Genomic DNA, 19,435 nt, shown 5'->3' on the forward strand with positions numbered 1-19,435 from the left:
AGTTGACATCGTGCGGGGATTGCAGTAATAGCAATCCCCGCATTTGAATTTACTGGCTAAGGCAAGGGAATTCGAGTCGAAGACGGCAGGCAGGCCGCAAGGCCTTTAATCCACCTGTCCAGACTTATCTTTGGCTCGGCATTCCACCCGGCAACCCCGAACGTGAGAGGTATCACGTGACCAGGTCTGAAAAAGCAGCCGTCATTGAAGCGATCAAAGCGAATGCCGATCGTGCTTCTTTTGCGGTGCTGACCGAGTTCAAGGGCATGACGGTGGAAGAGCTGACGAACCTCCGTGTGAACCTGCGCAAGGCTGGCGGCGAATTCTACGTCGTCAAGAACACGTTGGCCCGTATCGCTTTTACCGGTGGCACGCATGACGTTGTCAAGGACAAGTTCCACAACAACAGCGCCATTGCCCTTGGTTTCGATGACCCCGTGGCGGTGGCCAAGGCGTTGAGTGATTTTGCTAAGCAGAGCAAGCTGTTCCAGCTGCGCTGCGGCAGCCTGGAAGGCAAGGAAATGTCTGCCGAACAGGTTGAAGCCCTGGCCAAGCTGCCGTCCAAGGAACAGCTCCTTGGTCAGCTGCTCGGCACCATGAACGCCGTGCCCACCAATTTTGTTTCGCTGTTCGCCAACGTTCTCCGCGGCCTGCTCTATGCGCTTAAGGCCATCGAAGAAAAGAAGGGCGAAGCCGCCTAAGGCTTTCGCAGCAAGAAAAGCAATCAACCAAATTTTAGCCAAAGAGCTAGGAGTTTACCATGTCCGTGACCAAAGAACAGGTTGTTGAGTTCATCTCCAACATGACCGTCCTGGAACTGTCCGAATTCATCAAGGAACTGGAAGAAAAGTTCGGCGTGTCCGCTGCCGCTCCCGCCGCTGCCATGGTGATGGCCGCCCCCGCTGACGGTGGCGCCGCTGCCGCTGCCGAAGAAAAGACCGAATTCGACGTTATCCTGAAGGAAGCCGGCGCCAACAAGATCGGCGTCATCAAGGTCGTGCGCGCTCTGACCAGCCTGGGCCTGAAGGAAGCCAAGGAAAAGGTCGACGGCTGCCCCTCCACCCTGAAGGAAGGCGTGAGCAAGGAAGAAGCCGAAGAAGCCAAGAAGCAGCTGACCGAAGCCGGCGCTGTTGTCGAAGTGAAGTAAGTTCGGTTTTTCCGATCTTTTTGAAGGCGGGGTGCAAACCCCGCCTTTTTTATTGTCTGCCCACAGTCGGCCGGTATCTTGCGGGTTCCCTTTTGTGTCTTTTTGATGCAGCCTGCTTTTTTTTCATTGACGCTCCGTCTTTTTCCATACAAAAAAAGACGGAGTTTCTTTTTTTCGGCGTTGCCCCGGCGGCACAGGCATGGTAGATACTGCCCAGGCTGCTCACGGCAGCCGTCCCGCCCTCGCCCCTCTCCCTTCCGGGGCGCTTCCGGGCTGCGGAAAAAGTGCTTGCAAAAACCATGCTTTTGCGGTATGTCTCTTCGTTCCAAAACTGTTGTGGGAGAAGTATCTGGTTTTTCTGGTAGATAACGCCCGACGCGCATAGCCTTTTCTTTCAAGACAAGCGGCCTCACCCCTGCCGGCAACGCGGGGAAGTGTCGTTTGTCCTTTTTGCGTGTTGTGAAAACCGGATCCCACTGAGAGATATAGATTGTACGCTTCGGATCGCGGCATGACTGGCGTTTTGGCAGTCTGTCCACAGCGGTCTGCACGGGCAGAATGCCGACCGGACGTTCCGGTGCAACGCCGGCAGCCGAAGCGCAACCGCTACCTACCTTGAGGTATCGCATGGGCCAGCTTACCAAACAGTTCGGCAAAATCAACGTTACTCTCCCCATTCCGCACCTCCTCAATCTTCAGATCGACTCCTACAGCAAGTTCCTGCAGGAAGGCGTTGCCGAAGCCGATCGAAATAAGGAGGAAGGTCTGGAAGGCGTGTTCCACACCGTCTTCCCCATCGAAGATTTCAACAAGACCGCCAGCCTGGAATTCGTCAGCTACGAAATCCGCGAGCCCAAGTACGACCAGGCCGAGTGCATCTCCAAGGGCCTGACCTACGAAGCCCCGGTGCACATCAAGGTGCGCCTGGTGGTCTATGACACCGATGAAGCCACGGGCAACCGCACCATCCGCGACATCAAGGAACAGGGCATCTACTTTGGCACCCTGCCCCTGATGACGGAAAAAGGCACGTTCATCATCAACGGCACCGAGCGCGTCATCGTCAACCAGCTGCAGCGTTCTCCCGGCATCATCTTTGAACACGACGGCGGCAAGACCCACACCAGCCGCAAGGTGCTCTACTCCTGCCGAGTCATCCCCATGCGTGGCTCCTGGCTGGACTTCGACTTCGACCACAAGGACATCCTGTATGTCCGCATCGACCGTCGCCGCAAGATGCCCGCCACCATCCTGTTCAAGGCCATGGGCATGAGCAAGATGGACATCCTGGAGTACTTCTACACCCGCGAGCACTACCTGCTGAAGCCGCACAACACCCTGATGTGGGAAGTGGAAAAGTCCCTGTACCGCAAGGACAACGCCTACTCCGACATCGCCACCGAGGACGGCACCGTGCTCATCAAGGCCGGCAAGCCCATCACCAAGCGTGGCTGGCGTCAGGTCTGTGAAGCGGGCATCAAGGCCATCGAAGTGCGTCCCGACACCCTGGACGGCATGTTCCTGGCCGAAGACGTCATCGCTCCCGGCAGTGGCGAAGTGCTGGCCGAAGCCGCCGACGAGATCACTCCCGGCCTGCTGGAGCGCATGCGCGAAGCCGGCATCGAGCGTATCGCCGTGCTGCACACCAAGGGCACCGACACCTCTTCCTCCATCCGCGACACCCTGATGCAGGACCGCATCCCCGATCAGGAAAAGGCTCAGGAAGAGATCTACCGTCGTCTGCGTCCTTCCAGCCCGCCGACCGCCGAGATCGCCGCCAGCTTCTTCGACAACCTGTTCCGCAGCCCGGATTACTATGACCTGTCGCCGGTGGGCCGTTACAAGCTCAACCAGCGCCTGGGCCTGCCCGACACCGAAGATTCCCGTACCCTGACCGACAACGACATCCTCACCGCCATCAAGGTGCTGGTGCAGTTGAAGGACAGCCACGGTCCGGCCGACGATATCGACCATCTGGGCAATCGCCGCGTGCGCCTGGTGGGCGAACTGGTGGAGAACCAGTACCGCATCGGTCTGGTGCGCATGGAGCGCGCCATCAAGGAACGCATGAGCATCCAGGAAATCTCCACGCTCATGCCCCACGACCTGATCAATCCCAAGCCTGTGGCTGCGGTGCTCAAGGAGTTCTTCGGTACTTCCCAGCTGTCGCAGTTCATGGACCAGACCAACTCCCTGTCCGAAGTGACCCACAAGCGCCGTCTGTCGGCCCTGGGCCCCGGCGGTCTGACCCGTGAGCGTGCCGGCTTCGAAGTGCGCGACGTGCACACCTCCCACTATGGCCGCATCTGCCCCATCGAAACGCCCGAAGGTCCCAACATCGGTCTGATCGTGTCGCTGACCACCTTCGCCAAGGTCAACGACTTCGGTTTCATCGAGACCCCGTACCGCGTGGTGCGCAATGGCCGCATGACTGACGAGATCGTGCATCTGGACGCTTCCCGCGAAGGCGACCAGGTGGTGGCCCAGGCCAACGCCCGCGTGGACGCCGACGGCAACTTCCTGGACGAGTTCGTGACCGTGCGCGTCAAGGGCGAAGTGGAAATGCGCTCCCGTGACGAGGTGACCCTCATGGACATCTCGCCCAGCCAGATGGTCTCCATCTCGGCCGCGCTCATCCCCTTCCTGGAACACGACGACGCCAACCGCGCCCTCATGGGTTCCAACATGCAGCGCCAGGCCGTGCCGCTGCTGCGCAGCGAAAAGCCCCTGGTGGGCACCGGCATGGAAATCGACGTGGCCCGCGACTCCGGCGCCTGCATCGTGGCCCAGGCCGACGGCAAGGTGGAATACGCCGACGCCGACCGCATCGTGGTCTCCTACGAAGGCGACCTGTACAAGAAACAGGGCGGCGTGCGCGCCTATGACCTGCTGAAGTTCCACAAGTCCAACCAGAACTCCTGCTTTGGTCAGAAGCCCACCTGCTACCCCGGTCAGGTGTTCAAGAAGGGCGAGATCCTCGCTGACGGTCCCGGCATCGACGAAGGCCAGCTGGCTCTGGGCAAGAACCTGGTGGTGGCCTTCATGCCTTGGTGCGGTTACAACTACGAAGACTCCATCCTCATTTCCGAACGTACCGTGAAAGAGGACATCTTCACCTCCATCCACATCGAAGAATTCGAAGTGGTGGCCCGCGACACCAAGCTCGGACCCGAAGAGATCACCCGCGACATCCCCAACGTCAGCGAAGACATGCTGCGCAACCTGGACGACAGCGGCATCATCCGCATCGGCGCGGCCGTGAAGCCTGACGACATCCTGGTCGGCAAGATCACCCCCAAGGGCGAGACCCAGCTGACCCCGGAAGAAAAGCTGTTGCGCGCCATCTTCGGCGAGAAGGCCCGCGACGTGAAGAACACCTCCCTCAAGGTGCCCCCGGGAGTGGAAGGTACGGTCATCGACGTCAAGGTGTTCAACCGTCGTTCCGGTGAAAAGGACGACCGCACCCTGGCCATCGAGGCCCACGACACCGCCGTGCTGGATCAGAAGGAATCCGATCACATGCGCGCTCTGGGCAACCGCACCCGCGAAGTGCTGGCCCCCCATGTGCTGGGCAAGCTGACCGCCGTCAGCGTCCCCGGCAACAAGAAGGGCGAAGTGCTGGTGGAAGCCGGTGTCGCCCTGACCCGCGAGCAGCTGGACGCCATCCCGGTGAAGAAGCTGCAGGGCCTGTTCGAGAGCAAGGAAGTCAACGACATCGTGGCCGACCAGCTCAAGGACTACGACCATCAGGTGGATTACCTGCACGCCATCTATGACTCCAAGCGCGAGAAGGTCACCGAAGGGGACGATCTGCCTCCCGGCGTCATCAAGATGGTCAAGGTCCACATCGCCATCAAGCGTAAGCTCTCGGTGGGCGACAAGATGGCCGGCCGTCACGGTAACAAGGGTGTGGTCTCCTGCATCCTGCCCGAAGAAGACATGCCCTTCTTCGCCGACGGTCGCCCCGTGGACATCGTGCTCAACCCCCTGGGCGTGCCTTCGCGAATGAACATCGGCCAGATCATGGAAACCCACCTGGGCTGGGGCGCCAAGGAACTTGGCCGCCAGCTGGCCGAACTGCTGGATTCCGGCGCGGCCCTGCAGGTGGTGCGTGACGAGGTCAAGGACGTCTTCGATTCTCCGGCCATCAGCGAGCTGGTGGACAAGATGGATGACGAAGAGTTCATCGCCTCGGTCAAGAAGCTGCGCAACGGCATCGTGACCAAGACCCCGGTCTTCGACGGCGCCACCGAAGAAGAGATCTGGGGCTGGATGGAAAAGGCCGGCAAGGACAGCGACGGCAAGACCATCCTGTACGACGGCCGTACCGGCGTGCCCTTCAAGAACCGCGTGACCACCGGTGTCATGTACATCCTGAAGCTGCACCACCTGGTCGACGAAAAGATCCACGCCCGCTCCACCGGCCCCTACAGCCTGGTCACCCAGCAGCCGCTGGGCGGTAAGGCGCAGTTCGGTGGCCAGCGTCTGGGTGAAATGGAAGTCTGGGCTCTGGAAGCCTACGGCGCCGCCTATCTCCTGCAGGAATTCCTCACCGTCAAGTCCGACGACGTGACCGGACGCGTGAAGATGTACGAGAAGATCGTCAAGGGCGACAACTTCCTGGAAGCCGGTCTGCCCGAATCCTTCAACGTTCTGGTCAAGGAACTCATGAGCCTGGGCCTCGACGTGACCCTGCATCAGGAAGACGGCAAGAAAAAGCCCAAGCGTATCGGCTTCATGCGCGACCAGGAACCCGAGGAATAATTCATGGATGCGCCGGGCATCACGCCACCGCGCGGTGCCCGGCAGCGCCATTCCCCGGGACGGAGCGTCAACCATACGCCACAACGACTGTAACGAGCTTTTGACAAGCAAGGTAGATATATGAGCCTGGACGATCTCTTCACTGCACGCGGCACGTCGGCCAATGTGACCAACATCCGCAACCTGAAAGCCATCCAGATTTCCATCGCCTCGCCCGAAGCCATCCGCGAATGGTCCTACGGTGAGGTCAAGAAACCGGAAACCATCAACTACCGTACCTTCAAGCCGGAGCGCGACGGCCTGTTCTGCGCCAAGATCTTCGGCCCCGTGAAGGACTACGAGTGCAACTGCGGCAAGTACAAGCGCATGAAGCACCGCGGCATCGTCTGCGAAAAGTGCGGCGTTGAAGTCATTGCCTCCAAGGTGCGTCGCGAGCGCATGGGCCACATCGAACTGGCCGCGCCCGTGGCCCACATCTGGTTCCTCAAGACCCTGCCCTCCAAGATCGGCACCCTGCTCGACATGACCATGGCCGATCTGGAAAAGGTCCTGTACTTTGATTCCTACATCGTGCTCGATCCCGGCCAGACCAATCTGCAGCGCCGCCAGGTCATCTCTGAAGACCAGTACCTGCAGATCCTGGACCACTACGGCACCGAAGACGCCCTGACCGTGGGCATGGGCGCCGAAGCCGTGCGCTCCCTTCTGGAAGAGCTGGATCTGGAAAAGCTGCGCACCGAACTGCGCGAAGAAAGCGAGACCACCAAGAGCCAGACCAAAAAGAAGAAGCTCACCAAGCGCCTGAAGATCGTCGAGGCCTTCCTGGAGTCCAACAACAAGCCCGAATGGATGATCATGGAAGTCATTCCCGTCATCCCGCCGGAGCTGCGTCCCCTGGTGCCCCTGGACGGCGGCCGTTTCGCCACCTCCGACCTCAACGACCTGTACCGCCGCGTCATCAACCGCAACAACCGTCTGAAGCGCCTCATCGAACTGGGCGCTCCCGACATCATCATCCGCAACGAAAAGCGCATGCTGCAGGAAGCCGTGGACGCCCTGTTCGACAACGGCCGCCGCGGTCGCGCCATCGCCGGTACCAACGGTCGTCCGCTCAAGTCCCTGTCCGACATGATCAAGGGCAAGCAGGGCCGCTTCCGTCAGAACCTGCTGGGCAAGCGCGTGGACTACTCCGGTCGTTCCGTTATTACCGTGGGTCCTTACCTCAAGCTGCACCAGTGCGGCCTGCCCAAGAAGATGGCCCTGGAGCTGTTCAAGCCCTTCATCTACTCGGAGCTGGAAAAGCGCGGTTATGCCTCCACCATCAAGAGCGCCAAGAAGATGGTGGAGCGTGAAGAGCTGGTGGTCTGGGACATCCTCTCGGAAGTGGTGCGCGAATACCCCATCATGCTCAACCGTGCCCCTACCCTGCACCGTCTGGGTATCCAGGCCTTTGAGCCCCTGCTGGTGGAAGGCAAGGCCATCCGTCTGCATCCCCTGGTCTGCTCGGCCTACAACGCCGACTTCGACGGTGACCAGATGGCCGTGCACATCCCGCTTTCCGTGGAAGCGCAGATCGAATGCCGCGTGCTCATGATGAGCACCAACAACATCCTCTCGCCCGCCAACGGCGGTCCCGTCATCGTGCCTTCCCAGGACATCGTTCTGGGTCTGTACTACATGACCTCCGAGCGCAGCTTCGAGAAGGGCGAAGGCATGACCTTCTGCGGTCCCTGGGAAGTGGAAGCCGCCTATGATGCCGATGCCGTGTCCCTGCACGCCCGCATCAACGTGCGCATGCCCGACGGCAAGACCCACCGCACCACGCCCGGCCGCGTGCTGGTGAGCAACATCCTGCCCAAGGAAATGTCCTTCGAGAACGTCAACCTGGTGCTGACCAAGAAGATGATCGCCAAGCTGGTGGAAAACTGCTACCGCCAGTGCGGCATCAAGGCCACGGTCATCCTCTGCGACAATCTGAAGAACATGGGTTATGAGTTCGCTACCCGCGCCGGTGTCAGTATCGGTGTGAAGGACCTCATCATCCCGGCCCGCAAGAAGGACATCCTGGCCGCTTCCCAGGCCGAGGTGGACGGCATCGAACGCCAGTACCGCGACGGTATCATCACCCGTACCGAAAAGTACAACAAGGTCGTCGATGTGTGGACCAAGGCCACCCAGGACGTCTCCACGGAAATGATCAAGGAGATCTCTTACGATATCCTGAAGGATCCCAAGACCGGCCGTGAAGAGAAGAACCAGAGCTTCAACTCCATCTTCATGATGTCCACCTCCGGTGCCCGAGGCAACCAGGACCAGATGCGTCAGCTGGCCGGTATGCGCGGTCTGATGGCCAAGCCTTCCGGTGAAATCATCGAAACGCCCATCACCTCGTCCTTCCGCGAAGGTCTGTCGGTGCTGCAGTACTTCACCTCCACCCACGGTGCCCGTAAGGGTCTGGCCGACACCGCCCTGAAGACGGCCAACTCCGGTTACCTGACCCGTCGTCTGGTGGACGTGGTGCAGGACGTGATCGTCTCCGAACACGACTGCGGCACGGTGGACGGCATCGAGCTGACCCACCTGCGCGAAGGCGGCGACATCAAGACCCCGGTGTGGGAACGTGCCATGGGCCGTGTGCTGCTCTACCCCGTCTACGATCCCGAAGACGCGGAAAAGGTGCTGCTGCCCGAGAACACCCTCATCGACGAAGCCGAGGCCGCTGTGCTGCGTGAACACGGCGTGAGCTCCATCACGGTGCGTTCGCCCCTCACCTGCCAGGCCGGGCGCGGCATCTGCGCCCTGTGCTACGGCCGCGATCTGGCCCGCGGGCACCTGGTCAACACCGGCGAGACCGTGGGCATCATCGCCGCCCAGTCCATCGGTGAACCCGGCACCCAGCTGACCATGCGTACCTTCCACATCGGTGGTACCGCATCCAGCACCATTGAAAAGAACAAGTTCGAAGCCCAGAACACCGGTCGCGTCATCCTCAACCGCGTGCGCGCCGTTACCAACCGTGACGGCATCCAGCTGGTGCTGGGCAAGAGCGGCCAGCTGACCATCGTGGATCCGCAGGGCCGCGAACGTGAAAAGTACATCCTGCCCAACGGCGCCCGCCTGCATGTGACCGACGGTCAGGAAGTGACCAAGGGCACCGTGCTGGCCGAGTGGGACCCCTTCAACGAACCCTTCGTGTCCGAAGAAGAGGGTATCATCCGCTTCACCGACATCGTGGACGGCAAGACCGTGCAGGAAAAGGTGGACGACGTGACGCGTCAGGCCTCCCTGACCATCATGGAATACCGTACCACCAACTACCGTCCGTCCATCTCGGTCTGCGATGAGAACGGCAACGTCAAGCAGCGTCCGCACAGCGTGGCGTCCGCCGTGTACAGCCTGCCCGTGGGCTCCATCATCATGGTCAAGGACGGCGAGGCCATCCAGGCCGGTGACATCATCGCCCGTAAGCCCCGCGAAACTTCCAAGACCAAGGACATCGTGGGTGGTCTTCCCCGCGTGGCCGAGCTCTTCGAAGTCCGCAAGCCCAAGGACATGGCCGTGGTCTCCGAGATCTCCGGTACCGTGTCCTACGCCGGCGAATCCAAGGGCAAGCGCAAGCTGGTGGTGACCCCCGAGATCGGTGATTCCAAGGAATACCTGGTGCCCAAGGGCAAGCACATCACCGTGGCCGACGGCGACTTCGTGGAAGCCGGCGATCCGCTGACCGAAGGTTCGCCCGAACTGCACGACATCCTGCGCACCCGCGGTGAAAAGTACCTGGCCCGCTACCTCGTGGACGAGATCCAGGAAGTGTACCGCTTCCAGGGCGTAGGCATCGACGACAAGCACATCGAAGTCATCGTGCGCCAGATGCTCAAGAAGGTCACCGTGCTGGATTCCGGTGGCACCAGCTTCCTGGTGGGCGAACAGGTGGACAAGGCCGAGTTCAAGGCCGAGAACCACAAGGCCATCGCCGAAGGCCGTCAGCCCGCCACCGCCGAACCGCTGGTGCTGGGCATCACCCAGGCTTCGCTGACCACCTCGTCCTTCATCTCGGCGGCTTCCTTCCAGGAAACCACCAAGGTACTCACCGAGGCCTCCCTCAAGGGCAAGATGGACTACCTGCGCGGCCTCAAGGAAAACGTCATCGTGGGCCGTCTCATCCCGGCCGGTACGGGCTATCGCGAGTATGTCCACGGCGACATCACCGTGCCCGACCAGAAGGAACGTCCGGACAAGTTCCTGGAAGATCTGGAAGAGAACCCCGTGCTGGTGGATCTGGGCCAGTAGGCCCTTTCCTCTGCTGAACATCAGGGCGACCGTCATATGGCGGTCGCCCTTTTTTTATGTATGGCTGATCGGCCGAAGGACCGTATGCAGCACGCCCTGCCCTCTCGCCATCGCCGGCCCTGCCTCTCTTGCCGGCCGCTGTCCCGGCGCCTTCCTCCCTGCGGCTGGGACCGGGTGGTGTCGTCCCCAGTGCAACAAAATGTAGAGAAGCCCTTCCCATCTTTCTTTTTGTGACTAATTCCTGATAAGAGAGAAAAATTTCCCGGCCATGGCCGGGAAGACCTGCTGGCTAAGACGCATCCCCCTCCGCCGGAGCCGACGTGTTGTGAAAAGGAGGTCAAAAAATTTTTCATACGCGCAAAGCATGGCTTCATTCATATTAAAACATTAAAATAATTACATAAATAAGAAAACATAGTCAGGTCGGAGTATTTTGGGAATCTGCGTGCCATCTTTGCATTTCTTGCATTTTACGGTAGAAGGCAGGAATTGTTCCGCGCCTGAGACCAGGCGGCGACAGGTCGTGCCCCGGCATGATCCGAGCCGCAGGATCCCGGCGCATTGTTCTGGAGAGGTTGGTTCCTGGTGCGCTGCACCTCTTGCTCATGACCGGATCTGGCTCGGTCATGCGCAGAAACCACGATGCCGCAGGCATCTCGACTCATGGGAGAAAACGCATGACAACTCTGTTCTACATCCTGGCCTACCTTGCAGTAATCGGCTTTGTGGCGACTGCCGCCATCAAGGTGAAAGGCTATCTGGCTGCCAGCCCCCTGCACGTCCGCTGGGAGCTCTACCCCGTGCCGCATGAAGGCCCCAAAGTCTCCTACGGCGGCAGCTTCATGGAAGAGACCGACTGGTGGACCAAGCCCCGCCACGTCGACCACCTGGGCGATATCAAGGCCCTGCTGGAAGAAGTGCTCTTCCTGCACGCCACCTTCACCCACAACCTCAAGCTGTGGTTCCGCACCTATCCCTTCCACTTTGGTCTGTACATGCTGATGGGCGGCACCATCATCCTGGTCGTGGCCGCCTTCCTGCGCCTGTTCGGCATGAACCCCGACGGCGGCTTCCTGACCTTCGTGCACAACGTCATCAATGCCATCAGCCTGCTGGGCATGTTCGGCATCATCGGCGGCGGCATCGGCCTGATCTGCCGTCGTCTGCACGACGAAGGCCTGCGCAAGTACTCCACCCCCGAACACTTCTTCAACCTGGGCGTGTTCATCGTCTTCGCCCTGGTGGGTCTGGTGGCCTGGGCCTTCAACCCCTCCTTTGCCCGCATGTCCGGTGACTTCATCTACAACCTGCTCACCTTCAACTTTGCCGACATCAACAGCACCACTTTCGTGATCCACATGCTGTTCGGCTTCTTCGTGCTGATCTGGATCCCCATGACCCACATGGGCCACCTGCTCTTCAAGTACTTCACCTACCATGACATCCGCTGGGGCGACACCCCCACCGATTTCAGCCAGAAGAACAACGAGAAGATGAAGCAGGCCCTGCAGTTCAAGGTGAGCTGGGCTGCCGACCACATCAACGGTCAGGGCACCAAGACCTGGCTCGACATCGCTACCGAATCCCCCAAGAAGGACTAGGGAGTATATCATGAAAGATACGCTGCGTTTGACTGATATTTCCACGGCCGAAGGCCAGATGGTCAGCATCGACCTCAAGGACATCCCCGATGTGGAAGGCCTTGACCTCGTCAAGATGCCCTGGCGCCCCGTTACCGACGAGCAGAAGGCCAAAGTGGCCTGCATCCTGGACGAAGTCTGCGTGCTGAACATCCCCAAGCCCCAGACCCCCCAGGAAGAAGAAGAGCTGGTCAACCGTTTCCTGGACGGTATGCGCAAGCTGTTCAGCAAGGAGAACAACTGGACCTTCCTGCCCATGCTGGAAACCAGCATGGACTACTGCGCCCAGTGCAACTCCTGTTCCGATGCCTGTCATCTGTACGAGATGTCCGGCAAGAACGAGATGTACCGCCCCAACTACCGCTCTGAAATCTTCCGCCGCATCTACAAGCAGTATGTGAAGAAAGAGCCCCTGGCCAAATGGCGTTACGGCGACATGGGCCTGAACTGGAAGACCGTTGCCCGCCTGGGCGAACTGGCCTACCGCTGCAACCTCTGCCGTCGCTGCGCCCAGACCTGCCCCATCGGTGTGGATAACGGCCTGATCGCCCGCGAAATCCGCAAGCTGTTCAGCCAGGAACTGGGCTTCTCGCCCCGCGAACTGCACGAAAAGGGCACCATCAACCAGATGAAGGTGGGCTCCTCCACCGGTATGACCCCCGACGTGGTGAAAGAAAACGTGGAGTTCATCGACGAGGACTACACCGAAATCACCGGCGTGGGCATCCACACCCCCTTCGACGTGAAGGGCGCCGACATCCTGCTGATCCACAACGCCGGCGAAGTCATGGCCTGGCCCGAAAACATCGCCAGCTTCTCCCTGATCTTCCAGGAAGCCGGCCTTTCCTGGACCCTGTCCAGCAAGGCCGTGGCCTATGACGGCGTGAACTACGGCGTGTTCTATGACGACGCCCAGACCGCCCGTATCGCCCTGCAGCACATGCAGGCCGCCAAGGAACTGGGTGCCAAGAAGATCGTCATCGGCGAATGCGGCCACGCCCACAAGGCCATGACCGTTATCGCCGACCGCGTCATCCCCTACGAATACCAGGTGCCCCGCGAATCCTGCTATGTAACCCTGCGTGACATCATCATGTCCGGTCGTCTGAAGCTGGATCCCTCGCGCAACAACTTCCCCGTCACCCTGCACGACCCCTGCAACGTGGTCCGTCTGATGGGTGTGGTGCAGCCCCAGCGCGACATCCTGCACAAGATCGCCCCGCAGTTCCGCGAAATGCCCTGCCACGGCGTGGACAACTACTGCTGCGGCGGTGGTTCCGGCTTCGCCATCATGACCCGTCAGAACATCGACGAATGGCGCGGCAACATCTCCGGCCGTAAAAAGATGTGGCAGATCGCCCAGGCCTTCAAGGACTGCCTTGGCCCCGAAACCAAGAAGTACATCTGCGCTCCCTGCTCCAACTGCAAGGGCCAGATCCGCGAAATGCTGGAACACAGCGATCTGTACACCAAGAACAGCTTCGCCTACGGCGGTCTGGTGGAACTGATCGTCAACGCCATGGTCAACGTCAATCCCGGCTTCATCAAGTGGGAAGGCGACGAAGAGTAATCTTCGACCATGTGTCATCTTTGGGGGGAGCAGCGATGCTCCCCCTTTTTTATACCTGCAGAAAAGCGGGAGAACTGCGACGCATCCGTCTGCACCCGTGTTTTCCTGCGGGCGAGGGAAAGGCCCCCTTTGGTGGACAAAAGCTGCGTCCTCCCCTCGCCCCCTCCTCGCCAAAAAACTTTTTTCCGGGCCTGTCCTGTGTCCGGCGATCGCCCTGTGACATCAGGAAAAACGTCCGGATGCTTACAAAAAAGATCCGTTTCATCCATCTGGCTGCGTCGTATACCAGACGGGCTCTGAAGGACTGCGAGACGTTATCGGGGACGTTTGCCTGATGCCTGTCCCTGGGCCATCCTCCAAATCATCCGCCATTTCGTTTCGCGTCGTGACGCTCACCAGGCTGACCCCAAAAATAAAAAAGGCCGCGGGAACTCTCCCGCAGCCTTGGTATCTGGTGATGGCCTCAGGCCATCTCAGGCTCATTCACGCCCGTAACGGTCGTCAAAACGCTCGATATCGTCTTCGCCCAGGTAATCACCGGTCTGGACTTCCACGATCTCCAGCGGCTGTGCCGAAGCGTTGCTCAGCCGATGCATGGTCTTCTGGGGGATGTAGACCGACTGGTCCACATGCAGGTGCATCTCTTCGTCCCCCACGCGCACCAGACCTTCCCCGGCGATGACGACCCAGTGCTCGGCCCGGTGCCGGTGACGCTGCAGGGAAAGCGCTGCTCCGGGATTGACCTGGATCCGCTTGACCTGGAATCGCTCGCCCAGGGTCAGGGTCTCATACCAGCCCCAGGGACGATACACACGCAGATGCATCTCCTGCTCGTGCCGGTCCTGGGCGGCAAGACGGGCCACCAGGGTCTTGACCTCCTGGCTGCGGGCCCTGTCGGCCACCAGGACGGCGTCGCCGGTCTCCACCACCACAAGATCCTTCACGCCCAGCGTCGTCACCAGGCGGCTCCCGGCATGGATGTAGCATCCCCGGCTGTCCTGGGCCATCACATCGCCCACGCAGGCATTGCCTTCCGCATCCTGCGTGCTGTTTTCGTAGATGGCTTCCCAGGATCCCAGATCGCTCCAGCGGCACGGCAGCGGCACCATGGCCACATGCGCGCTTTTCTCCATCAGGGCATAGTCCACCGAATCAGAGGGGCAGTGGGCAAAAGATTCCCGATGCAGGCGGATGAAGTCATAATCGGCCCGGCGCAGGGCCCAGGCCTTGCGCACCGCGGCCATGATGGCCGGAGCCTGCGCTTCCAGCTCGGCCAGATACTGGGAGGCGCGAAACACGAACATGCCGCTGTTCCAGAAATAGCCGCCCTGCGCCAGCATGGCCTCGGCAGCCTCCTGCGCGGGCTTTTCCACAAAACGGCGAACCGCGAAACCGGAAGCCAGGGCATCGCCCTTTTCGATGTAGCCGTAACCGGTCTCGGGGCGGTCCGGCGTGACCCCGAAGGTGACCAAGGCCCCTTCGCGGGCACACTCTGCAGCCTGTGTGACGGCAGCGGCAAAAGCCGGCAGATCCTCCAGCACATGGTCCGAAGGCAGGACCAGCAGGACAGGATCACCGTCTTCCACGTCACAGGCGACCGTCACGGCCAGCGCGGCAGCGGCGATGGCCGGTGCCGTATTGCGCGGTTCCGGTTCCAGCAGGATCCGGCCGTTCAGTCCCTGACGCTGCAGGGCTGCGGCGGCAAGAAAGCGCTGCTCTTCATTGCAGATGACCACGGGCGCGGCCAGTCCGGGCACGGCCGCAAGACGCTGCAGCGTGTCCTCGAACAGCGTATGGCCGCCCAGGTCCATGAATTGCTTGGGATACTTGCGACGGGACAGGGGCCACAGGCGTGTACCGGCGCCCCCGCACAAGATGACGGGACAGATCTTCATGTCGTTTGCTCGGTATATTTGGTAGCGTGGAGAAAAAAGCATCGCGGCAGAGAAAACGGCCGGAGGACTTTCCTCCGGCCGTATGGCGACGCTTACAGATAGTCGGGATTGGCAGCGGCCTTGCCGTTGGCCAGCATGATGCGCACATAATGCAGGCCGTGCTCGTCCACCGGGATGATGGGGAACTGCTTGCCGCAGCCGTCGCAGCGCACATTGCGCGGCTCCACCGGGTTGACCAGCGGTACATGGCGCAGGCAGTGGGGGCAGCGGTAGAAGAACAGCAGCTCCATGCCGTCAGGAGCCACAGGCTCCAAAGGTTTCTGGCTACCGGACATGGGCTTCCTCCACCAGCGGCGTCCCGGTCATGGCCTCGGGCTGGGCGATGCCCCACATGCGCAGCAGAGTCGGGGCCACATCGGCCAGCTTGCCGTCATGCAGGCGCCATTCCTTGCCGGAGGCATCCAGCAGGATGCAGGGCACGGGATTGGTGGTATGGGCGGTCTGGGGCTTGCCCTCTCCGTCCTTCATGACTTCGCAGTTGCCGTGGTCGGCGATGAGCAGCATACGGCCCTTGCGGGCCTCCACGGCAGCCACCATGCGGCCCACGCATTCATCCACCACCGTGCAGGCTTCCACGGCGGCGGAGAGCACGCCCGTATGGCCCACCATATCGCCGTTGGCCAGGTTGCAGACCACCAGGTCGTACTGGCCGCTCTGCCAGGCTTCCACGAACTTGTCCGTGACCTCGCGGGCGCTCATGGCCGGTTTCTGGTCATAAGTCTGCACCTCGCGCGGCGAAGGCACGAGGATGCGGTCTTCCAGCGGCAGGGGCTCTTCCACACCGCCGTTGAAGAAATAGGTGACGTGCGCGTATTTTTCCGTTTCGGCCAGACGCAACTGGTGCATGCCCTGCTGCGAAACGACTTCGCCAAGGCCCATGGTCACGGATTCCTTGGGGAAGGCCACCGGCAGGGGGAAGTGGGCGTCGTAGGCCGTCATGGAAGCCACGGCAGCCAGCTGCGGCACCCTGCCCCGCTCGAAACCGGTGAAGTCCGCGTCCACGAAGGCCTGGGAAAGCTCGCGCATGCGGTCGGCGCGGAAATTGTAGAAGAACAGGCCGTCGCCGTCCTGCAGGGTGGAGGCATCCTCGCCTTCCAGCAGCACGGGCTTGATGAATTCGTCGCTGACGCCCTCGGCATAGGAATCTTCCACAGCCTGCACGGCATCCGTGGCCTTGCGGCCCTTGCCGTGGACCATGAGATCCCAGACCTCGGACACGCGCTCCCAGCGCTTGTCGCGGTCCATGGCATAGAAGCGCCCCGCCAGGCTGGCCACACGCACGTCCTTCATGGAGACGATCTGTTCCAGCAGGCTGCGCACATAGGAGGCGCCGCTCTGGGGCGGGGTATCGCGCCCGTCCATGAAGCAGTGGATGCGCACCGGCACACCGGCGGCGAAAGCCATGGCGCACAGGGCCACCAGATGGTTGATGTGGCTGTGCACACCGCCGTCGGAGAGCAGGCCCGCCAGATGCAGACGGCCGCCGCTGCGGCGTGTTTTTTCCAGCACGTCCTGCAGCACGGGGTTGTGGAACAGGGAGCCGTCCTCAAGGGCCACGTCGATGCGCGTCATGTCCTGATAGACGATGCGTCCCGCACCGATATTGAGGTGTCCCACCTCGGAGTTGCCCATATAGCCGGCAGGCAGGCCCACTTCGCGCCCGGAGGCGGCAAGGCGGCTGTGGGGGCAGCGCGCCATCAGGTCATCCAGATGGGGCGTGGCTGCCACCCAGGGGGCATTGCCTTCCCCTTTTTCCGTCAGGCCCCAGCCGTCAAGGATGAGCAACAGGGTGGGGGTCATGCACGGGGCTCCTTGTTGAGGGCAGCGGCAGCCGCGCCCCACAGGTTCTCCAGCTGATAAAGATCACGCACGGACTGCTGGAAGATGTTGACCACGATGTCGTTGCAGTCCACCAGGATCCACTGGCCGGTGTTGTAGCCTTCCATGCGCAGGTATTCGTAGTTCTGTTCATGGCACAGGGCAGAGACGCCGTCCGCCAGGCTCTGGGCATGACGCACGGAGGTGGCGCTGACCACCAGCAGGGCGTCCGTGAAGGCACCCTGGCCGGCCAGGTCGATCTCGGCCACGTCGACAGCCTTGTGTTCCTCAAGCCACGCCTTGATGACGGCCATTTTTTCCGCCGTAGGCAGTTCCGAATATTTCTTGGGGGTAGAGATAAGGTTTTGCATGTCCCTCCCATACCTCAAAGCGTACCCGAGGGCAACAATGCCGCCCGGCCCGGGGATGGCCCGGCGCATTGTTCCGGGCATAAAAAAAGACATTGCATTGCAATATGTTATCCATGTTTTTCAAGCAGATATCTTGACCTTGGGGGGCTTTTGCGTCATCCATAGACTACTCAGGATTTCAAGGAGAAACGCCGTGATTTTCAATATCGACAAGGAAACGCTGCCCCGCGAAGATATCGAAGCCCTGCAATTGCGCCGTCTGCAGGACCTTTGCTCCCGTGTCTATGCCAATGTGCCTTTCTACCGCAAACGCTTCGACGAGAGCGGTATCAAGCCCGGCGACATCAAGAGCCTGGCCGATCTGAAGAACCTGCCCTTTACCGAAAAGCAGGACCTGCGCAATTACTATCCCTTCGGTCTTTTCGCCGTGCCGCGTGACAACATCGTCCGCCTGCACGCCTCCAGCGGCACCACCGGCAAGGCCGTGGTGGTGGGCTATACCGCCCGCGACCTGCACAACTGGGCCGAACTGGCCGGCCGCAGCCTGTCCGCCGCCGGCGTCAACCAGACGGACATCGTGCATGTGGCCTACGGCTACGGCCTGTTCACCGGCGGTCTGGGCGCCCACGGCGGTGCCGAGCGCATCGGTGCTACGGTGGTCCCGGCCTCGGGCGGCGCCACGCGTCGCCAGGCCTACCTGCTGCGCGATTTCGGCGCCACGGCCCTGTGCTGTACGCCCTCCTACGCCCTGCACCTGTGGGAAGCCGGCCAGGAAGTGGGCATCGACTTCCGTGACCTGCCCCTGCGTACCGGCGTGTTCGGTGCCGAGCCCTGGACCGAAGAGATGCGCCAGGACATCGAGCAGAAAATGGGCATCAATGCCCTGAACATCTACGGCCTTTCCGAAGTCATGGGCCCCGGCGTGGCCATGGAATGCCTGGAATCCAAGTGCGGCATGCACCTGTGGGAAGACCACTTCCTGCCCGAGATCATCGACCCCGTCACCGGCGAACAGCTCCCCGAGGGCGAAGTGGGCGAACTGGTCATCACCACGCTCACCAAGGAAGGCATCCCGCTGATCCGCTACCGCACCCGCGACCTGACCAGCCTGGATTACACTCCCTGCCGTTGCGGACGTACCCATGTGCGTTTGACCCGCATCCGGGGCCGCAGCGACGACATGCTCATCATCCGCGGCGTCAATGTCTTCCCGCAGCAGATCGAAGCCCTGCTCATGGAAAACCAGAACCTGAGCCCCAACTATCAGATCATCGTGGACCGCGTGAACAACCTGGATACCCTGGAAGTCCAGGTGGAGATGAACGAGACCCTTTTTGCCGACGAGATCCGCAAGCTGCAGAGCCTGGAAAGCTCCATCCAGAAGAGCATCAAGGAATTCCTGGGCGTCACCACCAAGGTGCGCCTTATGGAACCGCATTCCATCCAGCGTTCCGAAGGTAAGGCCAAGCGTATCATCGACAAGCGGCCTACAGAATAAAGCTAACAAAAACAGCATGTTGGAAAATAAATTTTTTATTTTTCGACAAAATGAAAAAAGCTGCTTGACAGAAAGGGGGTCTCTAGCGTAGAACCCTCTTTCGTTGAGCGGGAGTAACTCAGTGGTAGAGTGCAACCTTGCCAAGGTTGAAGTCGCGGGTTCAAATCCCGTCTCCCGCTCCAACAAATGAGGCGACATAGCCAAGTGGTAAGGCAGAGGTCTGCAAAACCTCCACTCTCCAGTTCAAATCTGGATGTCGCCTCCAAAAAAAAACGATCGGTGGATATGCCGTGCATATGCGCGGGAGTAACTCAGTGGTAGAGTGCAACCTTGCCAAGGTTGAAGTCGCGGGTTCAAATCCCGTCTCCCGCTCCACAACATA

The 19,435-nt window shown here is 60.7% G+C and carries 11 protein-coding genes and 3 tRNA genes; 10 read left to right on the forward strand and 4 right to left on the reverse strand.

Going from position 1 to position 19,435, the window contains the following annotated elements:
* Window positions 1-176 precede the first annotated feature (176 nt).
* The 6 genes from rplJ (at window position 177) to ACQRCJ_RS00325 (ending at window position 13,411) form a co-directional block, all read left to right on the forward strand.
* A complete protein-coding gene (gene rplJ, locus ACQRCJ_RS00300) occupies window positions 177-701 on the forward strand; it encodes a 50S ribosomal protein L10 (RefSeq protein WP_427799154.1) in 525 nt (174 codons plus the stop codon).
* 59 nt (window positions 702-760) lie between these two features.
* Complete coding sequence (gene rplL, locus ACQRCJ_RS00305; protein WP_006003610.1) at window positions 761-1,147, forward strand: 50S ribosomal protein L7/L12; 387 nt, start codon at window positions 761-763, stop codon at window positions 1,145-1,147.
* Between the two features lie 627 nt (window positions 1,148-1,774).
* Window positions 1,775-5,911, forward strand: coding sequence for a DNA-directed RNA polymerase subunit beta (gene rpoB / locus ACQRCJ_RS00310; RefSeq protein ID WP_300646347.1), 4,137 nt, complete (start codon window positions 1,775-1,777; stop codon window positions 5,909-5,911).
* Between the two features lie 120 nt (window positions 5,912-6,031).
* Window positions 6,032-10,201: a DNA-directed RNA polymerase subunit beta' gene (gene rpoC, locus ACQRCJ_RS00315; RefSeq protein WP_168935188.1), complete on the forward strand. Its 4,170-nt coding sequence runs from the start codon at window positions 6,032-6,034 to the stop codon at window positions 10,199-10,201.
* Window positions 10,202-10,878: 677 nt separating this feature from the next.
* On the forward strand, window positions 10,879-11,802 hold the full coding sequence (locus ACQRCJ_RS00320) for a respiratory nitrate reductase subunit gamma (protein WP_303930514.1): 924 nt from the start codon (window positions 10,879-10,881) through the stop codon (window positions 11,800-11,802).
* 10 nt (window positions 11,803-11,812) lie between these two features.
* Window positions 11,813-13,411 (forward strand): (Fe-S)-binding protein, encoded by a 1,599-nt coding sequence (locus ACQRCJ_RS00325; RefSeq protein ID WP_168935190.1) that lies wholly within the window; start codon window positions 11,813-11,815, stop codon window positions 13,409-13,411.
* A 479-nt stretch (window positions 13,412-13,890) separates the two neighbouring features.
* Here ACQRCJ_RS00325 and ACQRCJ_RS00330 read toward each other — a convergent pair whose 3' ends face one another.
* From ACQRCJ_RS00330 to rsfS, 4 genes are all read right to left on the reverse strand, one after another.
* Window positions 13,891-15,306, reverse strand: coding sequence for a mannose-1-phosphate guanylyltransferase/mannose-6-phosphate isomerase (locus ACQRCJ_RS00330; protein ID WP_427799155.1), 1,416 nt, complete (start codon window positions 15,304-15,306; stop codon window positions 13,891-13,893).
* 92 nt (window positions 15,307-15,398) lie between these two features.
* Window positions 15,399-15,641 (reverse strand): hypothetical protein, encoded by a 243-nt coding sequence (locus ACQRCJ_RS00335; RefSeq protein WP_168935192.1) that lies wholly within the window; start codon window positions 15,639-15,641, stop codon window positions 15,399-15,401.
* Entirely contained in the window at window positions 15,631-17,166 is a 1,536-nt protein-coding gene (gene gpmI / locus ACQRCJ_RS00340) for a 2,3-bisphosphoglycerate-independent phosphoglycerate mutase (protein WP_297160241.1), read from the reverse strand. Before gpmI ends, ACQRCJ_RS00335 begins: the two co-directional genes overlap by 11 nt.
* Complete coding sequence (rsfS, locus tag ACQRCJ_RS00345; RefSeq protein WP_168935194.1) at window positions 17,163-17,555, reverse strand: ribosome silencing factor; 393 nt, start codon at window positions 17,553-17,555, stop codon at window positions 17,163-17,165. Before rsfS ends, gpmI begins: the two co-directional genes overlap by 4 nt.
* 193 nt (window positions 17,556-17,748) lie before the next feature.
* Here rsfS and ACQRCJ_RS00350 point away from each other — a divergent pair, with 193 nt between their 5' ends.
* The 4 genes from ACQRCJ_RS00350 (at window position 17,749) to ACQRCJ_RS00365 (ending at window position 19,428) form a co-directional block, all read left to right on the forward strand.
* Window positions 17,749-19,053, forward strand: a complete 1,305-nt coding sequence (locus ACQRCJ_RS00350) for a phenylacetate--CoA ligase family protein (protein WP_040368905.1) — start codon at window positions 17,749-17,751, stop codon at window positions 19,051-19,053.
* Between the two features lie 107 nt (window positions 19,054-19,160).
* Window positions 19,161-19,235 (forward strand) — tRNA-Gly (locus tag ACQRCJ_RS00355).
* An 8-nt stretch (window positions 19,236-19,243) separates the two neighbouring features.
* Window positions 19,244-19,318, forward strand: a tRNA-Cys gene (locus tag ACQRCJ_RS00360).
* Between the two features lie 35 nt (window positions 19,319-19,353).
* A tRNA-Gly gene (locus ACQRCJ_RS00365) sits at window positions 19,354-19,428 on the forward strand.
* The last annotated feature ends 7 nt before the right edge of the window (window positions 19,429-19,435 follow it).

Origin of the sequence: Desulfovibrio sp. SGI.102, from assembly GCF_050314315.1 — a bacterium.
Taxonomy (GTDB): domain Bacteria; phylum Desulfobacterota; class Desulfovibrionia; order Desulfovibrionales; family Desulfovibrionaceae; genus Desulfovibrio.

Coding starts and splice junctions, on each gene's coding strand:
- rplL (WP_006003610.1), top strand. CDS start 761: ATGTCCGTGACCAAAGAACAGGTTGTTGAGTTCATCTCCAACATGACC.
- rpoB (WP_300646347.1), top strand. CDS start 1,775: ATGGGCCAGCTTACCAAACAGTTCGGCAAAATCAACGTTACTCTCCCC.
- rpoC (WP_168935188.1), top strand. CDS start 6,032: ATGAGCCTGGACGATCTCTTCACTGCACGCGGCACGTCGGCCAATGTG.
- ACQRCJ_RS00320 (WP_303930514.1), top strand. CDS start 10,879: ATGACAACTCTGTTCTACATCCTGGCCTACCTTGCAGTAATCGGCTTT.
- ACQRCJ_RS00325 (WP_168935190.1), top strand. CDS start 11,813: ATGAAAGATACGCTGCGTTTGACTGATATTTCCACGGCCGAAGGCCAG.
- ACQRCJ_RS00330 (WP_427799155.1), bottom strand. CDS start 15,306: ATGAAGATCTGTCCCGTCATCTTGTGCGGGGGCGCCGGTACACGCCTG.
- ACQRCJ_RS00335 (WP_168935192.1), bottom strand. CDS start 15,641: ATGTCCGGTAGCCAGAAACCTTTGGAGCCTGTGGCTCCTGACGGCATG.
- gpmI (WP_297160241.1), bottom strand. CDS start 17,166: ATGACCCCCACCCTGTTGCTCATCCTTGACGGCTGGGGCCTGACGGAA.
- rsfS (WP_168935194.1), bottom strand. CDS start 17,555: ATGCAAAACCTTATCTCTACCCCCAAGAAATATTCGGAACTGCCTACG.